General features: G+C 72.5%; 9 protein-coding genes. 7 read left to right on the top strand and 2 right to left on the bottom strand.

Annotation, left to right across the window (positions count from 1 at the left end; all coding sequences use genetic code 11):
* Positions 1–221: 221 nt before the first annotated feature.
* The 4 genes from ACRYR8_RS19805 to ACRYR8_RS19790 all read left to right on the top strand — a co-directional run bounded on the left by ACRYR8_RS19805 (position 222) and on the right by ACRYR8_RS19790 (position 4,426).
* Entirely contained in the window at positions 222–1,619 is a 1,398-nt protein-coding gene (locus ACRYR8_RS19805; RefSeq protein WP_432486013.1) for an aminotransferase class I/II-fold pyridoxal phosphate-dependent enzyme, read from the top strand.
* Positions 1,620–1,621: 2 nt separating this feature from the next.
* Entirely contained in the window at positions 1,622–2,521 is a 900-nt protein-coding gene (locus ACRYR8_RS19800) for a dihydrodipicolinate synthase family protein (protein ID WP_432486014.1), read from the top strand.
* A 131-nt stretch (positions 2,522–2,652) separates the two neighbouring features.
* Entirely contained in the window at positions 2,653–3,750 is a 1,098-nt protein-coding gene (locus ACRYR8_RS19795) for an MFS transporter (protein ID WP_432486185.1), read from the top strand.
* 232 nt (positions 3,751–3,982) lie between these two features.
* A complete protein-coding gene (locus tag ACRYR8_RS19790; RefSeq protein WP_432486011.1) occupies positions 3,983–4,426 on the top strand; it encodes a GNAT family N-acetyltransferase in 444 nt (147 codons plus the stop codon).
* A 413-nt stretch (positions 4,427–4,839) separates the two neighbouring features.
* On the opposite strand, the gene ACRYR8_RS19785 is transcribed toward ACRYR8_RS19790, so the two are convergent.
* Positions 4,840–5,532: a response regulator gene (locus ACRYR8_RS19785; RefSeq protein WP_432486010.1), complete on the bottom strand. Its 693-nt coding sequence runs from the start codon at positions 5,530–5,532 to the stop codon at positions 4,840–4,842.
* Complete coding sequence (locus ACRYR8_RS19780) at positions 5,529–6,917, bottom strand: sensor histidine kinase (protein ID WP_432486009.1); 1,389 nt, start codon at positions 6,915–6,917, stop codon at positions 5,529–5,531. Before ACRYR8_RS19780 ends, ACRYR8_RS19785 begins: the two co-directional genes overlap by 4 nt.
* A 125-nt stretch (positions 6,918–7,042) precedes the next feature.
* Here ACRYR8_RS19780 and ACRYR8_RS19775 point away from each other — a divergent pair, with 125 nt between their 5' ends.
* Genes ACRYR8_RS19775 through ACRYR8_RS19765 form a run of 3 tightly spaced genes read left to right on the top strand, consistent with a single transcriptional unit; the run spans position 7,043 to position 10,001 of the window.
* Complete coding sequence (locus ACRYR8_RS19775) at positions 7,043–8,296, top strand: alpha/beta hydrolase family protein (RefSeq protein WP_432486008.1); 1,254 nt, start codon at positions 7,043–7,045, stop codon at positions 8,294–8,296.
* Positions 8,293–9,219 carry an ATP-binding cassette domain-containing protein gene (locus ACRYR8_RS19770; RefSeq protein ID WP_432486007.1) on the top strand — a complete coding sequence of 309 codons (927 nt, stop codon included), beginning with the start codon at positions 8,293–8,295 and terminating at the stop codon, positions 9,217–9,219. The genes ACRYR8_RS19775 and ACRYR8_RS19770 overlap by 4 nt, the downstream gene beginning before the upstream one ends.
* Entirely contained in the window at positions 9,216–10,001 is a 786-nt protein-coding gene (locus ACRYR8_RS19765) for an ABC transporter permease (RefSeq protein WP_432486006.1), read from the top strand. The genes ACRYR8_RS19770 and ACRYR8_RS19765 overlap by 4 nt, the downstream gene beginning before the upstream one ends.
* Positions 10,002–10,640: the final 639 nt, after the last annotated feature.

The following is a 10,640-nucleotide window of genomic DNA, read 5'->3' as shown; positions in this document are numbered from 1 at the left end:
TGATCGCAGCTTGTTCCAGACCGCCTCGATCATCAACGGTGTCAGCTTCTCGAAGTCCCCACGCGGCACGACAACCTCCCCGAATCACCCGATCGAGGAAGTGTTGCGCTGACCCCTTGAGACCGCCTCGAAGAGCGCATGATCGCGAGAACCTAAGCACGTCGCAATTTGCAGACGAGAACCCGCCTCATTTGTCCTAGGACAAATGCTACGGTGGCGTGGTGTCGGTCATCCAGGGGCGAACCGCAGCTGAGGTCGTGGACTCCGTCCGCACTCTGATCCGCCAGGGCGAGCTGGACGTCGGGGCGGTCCTGCCGCCCATCCGGGCCCTGGCCGCCGACCTCGGCGTGAACCGCAACACCGTCGCCACCGCCTACGCCCAGCTCGCCGCCGCCGGGGTCGTCGAGGCGCGCGGGCGCGCGGGAACCACCGTGCTGGGCCTGCCGAGCGTGCAGGGGGAAGGTGCTGCTCCCTCCAGCGCGGCGGTGGTGAACCTGGCCTCGGGCAACCCGGATCCACTCCTGCTGCCGGACTGGTCGAACGCCCTGACCGGCTACCGCCCCGTCCTGTACGGGACCGAGCCGGTCGAGGACCGGCTGCGGTCCTGGGCGGAGTCGACGATGGTGACGACCTGGCCGGAGCCGACGACGTCGACGTCGGCTCCAGCCCCGACATCGGCCCCGGCCCCGGTGACGTCGCCGGTCCCGCCCCGTCCCGACGCCGGTCGAGTGAGCGTGACCAGCGGCGCGGTGGACGCCGTGGAGCGGCTGCTGGCCGCCCACCTGGTCCGCGGGGACGCCGTGGCGGTGGAGGACCCGGGGTTCTTCCTCTCCGTGGGCACCCTCGCCGCCGGGGGCTACCGGCCCCGCAGCGTGGACGTCGACGCCGAGGGCATGGTCGTGGACTCCCTGGCGAGGGCGCTGGCGGCCGGAGCTCGCGCGGTCATCTGCACCTCCCGGGCCCACAACCCCACCGGCGCCAGCCTCACCGCGGCCCGGGCTGCCGCCCTGCGCGACCTGCTCGCCGCTCATCCGGACGTGCTGGTCATCGACGACGACCACTTCTCCCAGATCGCCACCACCGCGCACCACCCGGTGATCCCGGCCACGGCGCGGCGGTGGGCGCTGGTGCGCTCGGTCTCGAAGTTCCTCGGCCCCGACCTGCGCGTAGCGGTCTTGCACGCCGACACCGACACCGTCGAACGGATCCAGCACCGCCTGGGCCGGCCCACCTGGGTCAGCCACCTCCTACAGCACACCACCTCCGCCCTGCTGACCGCTCCCGATCACGAGGCGGTGTGCGCCCGCGCCCGCGACCTCTACGGCCAGCGCCGCGACCACCTCACCGCGGCCCTGGCCGAACAGGGCGTCGAGGTATTCCCCGCCACGGACGGGCTGAACCTCTGGATCCCGCTGCGCACCACCGAAGCCGTCGTGGTCGACGGCCTCGCCCGGCGGGGCTGGGCCGTGCGCGCCGGATCCGCCTTCTCGGCTCGGCCACACCCGGCCCCGGCGCTGCGGGTCACCACCGCCACCTTGACCCCCGAGCACGCCGTGGCCTTCGCCGCCGACCTGCACACCCTGGACACCCTTCCCACCCCGCAGAGGAACCGACCGTGACCCTGTTCACCGGCCTGAGCGCCTTCCCTCTCACGCCCCTGCGCGAGGACCGGCTGGACGAAGCCGCCTTCGCCGCCCTGATCGACCGGCTGGCCGAGGCGGAGGTGGATTCCATCACCGTCCTGGGCTCCACCGGCTCCTACGCCTACCTCTCCGACCAGGAGCGGGCCGCGGCCACCCGCATCGCCATCGAGCACGCCGGTGACGTCCCGGTGTTCGTCGGGGTCGGCGCCCTGCGCACCCGCCACGTCCACGCCCTCATCGAAGACGCCCAGGACGCCGGCGCCGCGGCGGTGCTGCTGGCCCCCCTGACCTACCAGCAGCACACCGACGATGACGTCTACGGCCTCTACCGCGACGTCACGGCCAACCTGGCCGTGCCGCTCGTCGTGTACGACAACCCCGGCACCACCCACTTCACCTTCAGCGACGAGCTGTACGCCCGCATTGCCGAACTGCCTCGCGTGGCCTCCATCAAGATCCCCGCCCTGCCCGCCGACCCGCAGGCCGCCGCCGAACGCGTCGCCGCTCTGCACGCTCTGCTGCCCGGCCACGTCAGCGTCGGCATCTCCGGCGACGCCGCCGCAGCGAGAGGCCTGAACGCCGGCTGCGGGATCTGGTACTCCGTCATCGCCGGAACCCTCCCGCACCCCGCGCTGGACATCACCCGCGCCGCCCGCTCCGGCGACGGCCAGGCAGCCCTGGCCCACTCGGCCCGGCTGCAGCCGCTGTGGGACCTGTTCACCCGCTACGGCAGCCTGCGGGTCACCGCCGCCGTCGCCGAGCACCTCGGCCTGGCGCAGCGGTCCTGCCTGCCCCTGCCCCTGCGAGGCCTGAACGCGGCCGACCGGCTGGAGGTCGCCGACGTGCTCGAACAGCTCGACCTGCACCCCGCACCGTGAACGCACCCGCACCCCGCACCGTCGCAGCCGCCCACGACGGTCCTGCCCCACCGGGCAAAGCCGGTGCGCTGGCTCGTTACGTCGGCGCTGCGACCCTGGCTCGCAGCGCTGACGGGGGCGGGGTCGTCGCCGTGGTCCTGCTGGTCACCGCCACCGGTGGGCCGGGCTGGGTGGCCGGGCTGTTGGGGGCCTGCATCACCTTCCCGCACCTGTTCGGCCCCTTCCTGGCCCGCAGCCTCGACGTGGCCCGCGACGGGCGCACCGTGCTGTCGCTGGCGTGCGTGGCCCACGGCGCCACCCTGGCCGCGGCGGTCCTGCTCCACCCCCACGTCCCCACTGCGCTGACCGCTCTGCTGCTGATCGCCACCGGCCTGACCGGCCCCCTGCTCACCGGGGGAATCAGCTCCCGCCTCCCGGCGATCGCCGGCCCCGGCCAGGTCGCGCAGCGGCGGGCGCAGGGGTGGGACGTGGCGACCTACGGCCTGGGCGGCACCATCGGCCCGAGCATCGTGGCCGTGGTCTCGGGCTGGTCCACCCCCACCGTGGCCGCTCTGGTCCTGGCCGCCGCGACGGTGGTGGCCGCGGTGCTGGTGCGGCTGCTGCCCCACGCGCCCCCACCCGCAGCCGCCGGCGTTGTGCCCCGACCGCTGGCCACCCTCAAGATCATCGCCACGACCGGAGCCCTGCGGCGCACGCTGTACCTGACGATGGTCGTGGCCGCTTCGGTGGCGGTCCTACCTATTGCCGCCGTCGCCAGCACCGACCGGTTCGGGATAGCCCCCTCCACCGCAGGTCTCCTCACCGCCGTCTACGGGGTGGGCAACCTCGCCGGCTCGGTCGCCGTAATGGTTCGACCGTTGCGAGGTGACGCCGACCGGGCCCTGCCCGTCCTGGCCCTCGCCGTCGCGGTCGCCCTGGCCGGCGTCGCTCTGGCCCCTACCGTCTGGGTCGCCGCGACCGCCTACACCCTGGCCGGAGTCCTGAACGCCTTCTTCTTCGCTACGACCCTGGCCGCCCGCAGTGAGTACGCACCCCCGGCAGCGCGGGGGCAGACGTTCGTCTGGGTCGGCGCGTTGAAGATCACTGCCGGCTCGACCGGAACCGCCGCCGCCGGCGCCGTCATCGCCCACGCCGTGCACCTGCCCGCCGCTCTGGGCGCGGTCGTCATCTCCGCAGCGGCCGGCGCCGCCGTTCTGGATCGTCGTCACCAGACGCGGAGCGGTCGGTAGGTGTCCACCGTCGTGGGTTGACCCCGCTGATCCTTCTAGCCCGGCAGATCCGGTTGCCTACCCGCGTTCGATCCCGGAGCTCAGGCCATGGACGGGATCTCTCGCACTGGGCGACGTCACGGTCATCCCGCGTTGCGCGTGATCGCCAGCGGCCGCCGACGAGGCCATGGCGATGGCCGGACGGTCCTACCCACCGCGCCGCACCCACCGGCTCTCGGCGAGGATCGGCGCCGTGACACCTCCCCTTCCCGACGGCTACACCTTGCTGCCGACCGCCCCGAGCGTCGAGGACTACCTGCACCTGCGCGAACGTGCCGGGCTCAGTCCAAAGACCCCCGAACAAGCACGAGCAGCGATCCCCGGCAGCTGGGCCGCCTGCCACGTCCACCACCAGGTCAGCGGGCAGGACGGCGGGCGTGCGGTCGGCATGGGGCGCGTGCTGGGCGATGGTGGCTGGTACTTCCACATCGTCGACATCGCCGTCCTTCCCGAGCACCAGCGCCGCGGCCTGGGCGACGCGGTCCTGAGCGCGCTGGTGGACGAGGTGCACCGGCGCGCACCGGCTGGCGCCTACGTCAACCTGCTCGCCGACCCACCCGGACGCCGCCTCTACGCCCGCCACGGCTTCCAGGACACCGCCCCCGGCTCCATCGGCATGGCCCTGCGCCTGCCCTGAGCAAGGCCGGGTCACACCCCACCGCCACGAGCCCACGTCACCTCACATCACGCTGAGGCGTTGCCTGCGCTCAGGCGTTGCCTGCGGGCCGGGTCGGATACAGAACAGGCGAGCTAGCCGAGGTCGGTGACGACGGGTGTGTCGCCGGGGCGACAGCTGGTCAGCACCTCACGCAGGGAGAGCGGGCACGGTGGAGACCGAGCCGGCTGTCGTCGAGGTGGATCGGCCCTGGCTTCGACGCCCAAAGCCGCTAGGGCATCTCGCTCCGTAGGGCGCCCTGTGCGGGACCCGAAGTCGGACGGGTCTATCGGGATGGTCTCCTTGAGGCGGTGACTCGCCCGGCCGGTGGCGGGCGGACGTCCCGGGAAGACGATCAGCTACCGGTACCGACTCACATCGTTGATGTGGACTGCTCAGCGGTGATCCGCAACAGGCGCGAGGCCGGCTCGGTGGGCGAGGACGGCGGCTTGGACGCGGTTGTGCGCGTCCAGCTTGGTGAGGATGGCGCTGACGTGACCCTTGACCGTCCCCTCGACCAGGTGAAGGCGTCGGGCGATCTGGTGGTTCGACAGCCCGGTGCCCAGCAGGGCCAGAACGTCCAGCTCCCGGCCGCTCAGCAGGTCGATCCTGAGCTGGGCCTGCGCCCTGTCGCCGCGGCTCCCATCTCGGTAGTGGGCGATCACACGCTGGGCGATCCGGGGGGACAGGTAGGCGGCGCCGTCGGCGACGGCGTGCACCCCGGTGATGAGCTCTCGAGGGTCGGACGCCTTGAGCAGGAACCCTGCGGCGCCACTGGTCAACGCCCTTTCGACGTGGGCGTCGTCGCCGAAGGTGGTCAGGACGAGGACTCTCGTCTCCGGCACGAGGATGGTGATCTGCCGGGCCGCCTCCAGGCCATCCAGCACGGGCATCCGGATGTCCAACAGCGCGACACCGGGCCGGTGGCGCCGCGCCAGTTCCACCGCCTCACGGCCGTCGCCCGCCTCGGCGACAACCTCGATGGCCGCGTCCGTCTCGAGGATCGAGCGCACGCCGGCGCGGACCATGGCCTCGTCATCGGCAATGAGCACGCGCACCGGAGCGGCCGCAACGGAATCGTGCGTCATGTTGGTCTCGGCAGCAGGTGGTCCTTGAACACGAGCGAGTCCTCTCGAAAGCAGAGCTGGTACATGTCCTGGCTGACGTCGAGCACGTGCGCGCGGGCCTGGAAGTACCGGCAGATCGCCCCGACAGGCGCCGGCGGCACCGCGAGCACCGGTGGGGGCTCATCCTGGCTGTCCGGAGGCAGGACTTTTCGCACCTCGTCGTACGACTGGCCCACGCGCAGCGCCGCGTAGGCGTTTGGATGCAGGGCCGTCTGCCAGACCGTGACCGCCTGCACCCCCAGCAGCGCAGCCAGGACGACGAAGGCCAGGAGGACAGGCAGCGCTGACGTGCGGGCGAGGCTTCGGCGCCGCTGGCGCCGGAGCTGCTGCACCGCAGGCGACCACCCGGGGTCACTTCCGCGGTGCTGCCCTCCAGAACGCGTCTCGCGCGGGACTTCCGCCCGCACCCAGAACGCCCCTTGGTCCGCCGCCGCACGCAGAGAACCACCGACGAGGCGCAGCCGTTCCTCGAGCGCGCAGAGCCCGCGCCCTCCGCCGACCGGGGCAGGGTGAGCGTGCCGGGAAAGGTCGCTGCGCACGCTTACGGCGACCGGGTCGACGGCCTCGTCGACCTCCACCACCACCTGTTCCCCGGGCGCGTGCTTCGCCGCGTTGGTGAGGGCCTCCTGCACCACCCGGTGCACGACTTGGCGAGCCGTGAGCGACAACCCGCCACCGCTGCCAGAGCGGCGGCGCAGGTCGACGTCGACCCCCGCGGCCCGCGCCCGCCGCACCAGCGCCTCGACGTCGTCGTCCTGCGGCAGCGGATCCGGGGGACCGACCTCCTCACGCAGCACGCCGATGATCTCGTGCAGCCGCTCGGTGGCGGCCACGGCACTGGTCCGCACCGCCGCTGCGGAAGAGCGCTGGCGCTCCGTCGCTGAAGGGTCCAGCTCCAGGGCCCCGCTGCGCAGCGCCATCAGCGCCAGCTCGTGGCCCAGGGAGTCGTGCATGTCGGCGGCGATCCTGGCCCGCTCTTGCGATCGTGCCTGCTCGGCAAGCACGGTCCGCTCTCTGCGGGCGTGCTCGAGCCGCAGCCTGCGGCTGCGTCCGAGCCACCACGGGAGCACCACCTCCAACCCGGTGGCGATCAGCACGCCCAGCACTGGAGTCCACGCCGCGACCCCCCGCTGCGCCACGGCGGCGACCAGCCCGACCACCGCCGCGACGGCGAACGCGAGCAGAGCCGTCCGGAGGGACGCCAGGTGCCGACCGGCCAGGGCCGAGACGACGACCACTGGCGGAACCAGGAGCCACGCCCAGGCAGCGCTGGTGGCCGTGGCGGCGGCGACCACGGCGACGATCAGGCCCAGCGCCCACGGCGCATCGGGCCAGCGGCTCCCCATGCACCGATCGTAGGAAGCCTCGAGCCCGTTCCGGTGCGTTGGCGGACATCCCTGACTTTCGTCAGGGGTGCCGCCTGCCCGACGACAGGTCCGCAGACAACATCCCGACGGTCACGCTCCTCGCCATGACGTCGACCCGACCCCGTGCCGCGCTCCGAGGCCGGTTCGCCCTGGCCGCCGCGGCGGTGCTGGTGCTCATCGCTGCTGCGGTCCTGCCAGGAGCCGTGGCCCGCAGCACCGCGCCCTCCCGCGGAGCTGGACCCGTGTCCTTCACGCTCCCTGCACCGACAGGACCCGTGCAGGTCGGGACGCTCGAGCTGCACCTGGTCGACGACGACCGTGGCGACCCTCACGCCCCCGAGGGCGGCCCCCGCGAGCTGGTGGTGAGCCTCTGGTACCCGGCGCGCCACCGCGACGGCGCACCGCTCGCTCCGCACCTGCCCCGCCGGATCGCCTCCTTCTACGACCAGAGCACGGGTGACCTGGGCATCGACGCCGGCGATGCGGACTTCCGCGGGGCGACGTCCCACGCCCAGACCCGTGCGCCCGTCGACACCGGCAGCGGCCGACGTCCCGTCGTCTTGTACTCCTCCGGCGGTGGCCTGTCCCGCGCGCTCGGCACGAGCCTGGTCGAGGACCTGGCCAGCCACGGCTACGTGGTGGTCACCGTGGACAGCACCTACGAGGCGCCGGTGGAGTTCCCAGACGGCTTGGTGCTCCCCGTCGCCGAGCTGGACGCCGCCGAGGCCCTCGCCGCGCGGGTACTCGACCTGCGCTTCGTCCTCAACACCCTCGAAGCGGTGGTGGGGGGAGCCGAGCCGGACGCCGGAGGGCGGGAGCTGCCCGACAGGCTGGCCTCCGTGCTCGACCTCGACCACGTCGGGGCGCTGGGCCACTCCCTCGGCGGGTTTGCCGTCGCCGAGGCCATGCGCGCCGACCCGCGCATCGATGCCGGCGTCAACCTCGACGGCAGTATGCCGACCGCCCTCCGCAGCCAGCGGGAGTCTCAGATCGGACGCCCGTTCCTGCTGGTGGGGGCCGGCACCGACGAAGGCACCGGCAATCCGCACCACCACCTGGCTTCTCCAGACTGGGCTGCCTTCTGGGCCGACCTGACCGGGTGGAGGCGCGACTTGCACCTGCCCGGCGCCGAGCACCTCAGCTTCACCGATCTGCAGACCGTGCTGCCCCAGCTCGACGCCGCGCTCGACCTGGACGAGGCCGCGGTCACCGCGGCCATCGGCTCGGTGGATCCCGCGCAGAGCCTGTCCGTGCAGCGCACCTGGCTGGCCGCCTTCTTCGACCAGCACCTGCGCGCCCTGCCCCGCCCTGTCCTCGACGCCGCGCCCGACGACCTCCCTGCGGAGCTGATCTCGTGATCACCCTCACCGGCCTCACCAAGCGCTACGGCACCACCACCGCCGTCGAGGACCTCACCGTCGAAGTCCGTCCTGGCCAGGTGACCGGCTTCCTCGGCCCCAACGGCGCCGGCAAGTCCACGACGATGCGGATGATCGTCGGCCTGGACCATCCAAGCGCGGGGCAGGCGCTGGTCCTTGGCCGGCCCTACGCGTCGCTGTCCTCCCCGCTGCGCCACGTCGGCGCGCTGCTGGACGACGCCAGCAGCCCCTCCGGGCGCACCGCCACCGCCCACCTGCTGGCGACCGCCCGCAGCAACCGCATCCCCGCCCGGCGGGTCAGCGAGGTCCTCGACGTGGTCGGTCTGGGCGACGTCGCCGGACGCCGGGTCACGAGCTTCTCCCTCGGCATGCGCCAGCGCCTGGGGATCGCCACCGCCCTGCTCGGGGACCCTGCGGTGCTGCTCTTCGACGAGCCGGTCAACGGCCTGGATCCCGACGGCGTCCGCTGGATCCGCGACCTCATGCGTTCCATGTCCGCCGAGGGCCGCACCGTCCTGGTCTCCAGCCATCTGATGAGCGAGATGCAGCAGACCGCCGACCACCTGGTCGTGCTCGGCCGCGGACGCCTGCTCGCCGACGCGCCCCTGCAGGAGGTGATCGGCGCCGCGACCTCTGGTGCCGTGCGCGTTCGCTCCCCACGCGCAGACGTCCTGGCCGACGGGCTCACTGTGGCTGGGTTCACGGTCGACCGCACGCCCGGCGGCCTGCTGGTCTCCGGTGCCAGCTCCGAGGAGATCGGTGACCTGGCCCACCGCCTGGACGCGCCCGTGCACGAGCTGAGCCGAGCCTCGGCATCCCTGGAACAGGCCTACCTGCAACTGACCGGCGGCGAGGTCGAGTACGCCGCGCGGTCCGTGGACCCGGCAGGAGAGGGAGCGTGAGCACCACGACGAGCCTCACGACCGCCGCGCAGAGCGTGGTGGCTGCCACCTCGGCGGAGTGGGTCAAGCTGCGCAGCACCCGGTTCCCCTGGCTGGCGCTGGGCGCCTCACTGCTGCTGATGGCCGGTGCCTGCGCCGTGATCGGGCTGTCCGTGGCCGCCAGTGCCGCCAACGGCTACGACCTCATCGCCTCCGCTCCGCAGACCGCAGCCGACGCCGCCACCTTCGCCCAGCTGCCCCTGATCATCGTGGCGATCCTCGTCATCACCGGGGAGTACGGCAGCGGCGCCATCCGGCTGACCCTGCGCGCCACGCCCCTGCGCGGGCAGGTCCTGCTGGCCAAGTCCCTGCTCGCAGCAGCTGTGGCCTTCCTGGCCGGAGCCGCGCTGGCCGTGGTGGGCATGGTCGTCGCCGTCCTGGCCCTCGGCGATGCTGCCTCGACCACCGGCATGGACGAATACGTGCGCACTGCGGCAGGCGCCGGCGGCTACCTCGCCGTGGTCGCCGTGATCGCCGTCGGGATCGGCACGGTCCTGCGCAGCACCCTCGTCACGATCCTCGTGCTCTCTCTGGTCCTCCTAGCCGCGCCGACGCTGACGGAGCTCGGCTCCGCGAACTGGCTCGACGCCGTGCGGGATTACCTTCCCAGCACCGCCGGCGAGGTCCTCACGTCCCCCTCGGGCGGGGGCTATGGCGTGAGGGTCGCCGCTGCCGTGCTGGCGTTGTGGGCCACGGTGAGCCAACTGGTCGGCTACGCGGCCCTGTGGCTCCGGGATGCCTGAGGACACGCATGTGCGCATCGCGGGCTACCCCGGGTGAGCTGGCCGTCAGCACTGCACAGCCGCCATATTCGAACGGTCTCGCCCGATTCCCACATAAAGATCGTCAGTGGGACGTTCGAGGCCGCCCGATGTACTGCACATCCCGCCGTCCGCGCAGCCGGCGACTTCACGGTCATCCCGCGATCCGGGTGATGCGTCGACGACACCGCCCGTGACGCAGACCTCCAGCTCACAGCCCTACGGCGCTGTCATGTCGCAGGACATCGGTGACAGTTCCGCATCAGGACATCGGTGACGCTTCCAGCCGTCTTGGTGGTGACACTTTCTGGCCTCCGGCCCGGTGCACTCCTCCGGTCACCGCGCAGCGCGTGGACCTCACCTCTGCAGCAGGCGACGCCACAGGATGAGTGCCCGGCCGGCAGACGGGCGCAGTCAGGGCGAGCAGCACCACTGGAGCCGTCAGCGGCTCACCCGGGCTGCCCCGACTTCACGGTCACGGACGTCACGGTCATGCTCCCTTCTGTGTCAAGGGCGGGGTCTAACGGGGCTCTTGCGGCTTCGTCGGCGCGTGGCGACGATGGACGTGGCGGGTCCGGGAAGTGACTTCTCCGAAGAGCCGGCGCCGGGGTCCGAGCCGGT

Origin of the sequence: Kineococcus esterisolvens, assembly GCF_050871405.1 — a bacterium.
Taxonomy (GTDB): domain Bacteria; phylum Actinomycetota; class Actinomycetes; order Actinomycetales; family Kineococcaceae; genus Kineococcus.
This window is presented reverse-complemented; position numbering and strand designations above follow the sequence as displayed.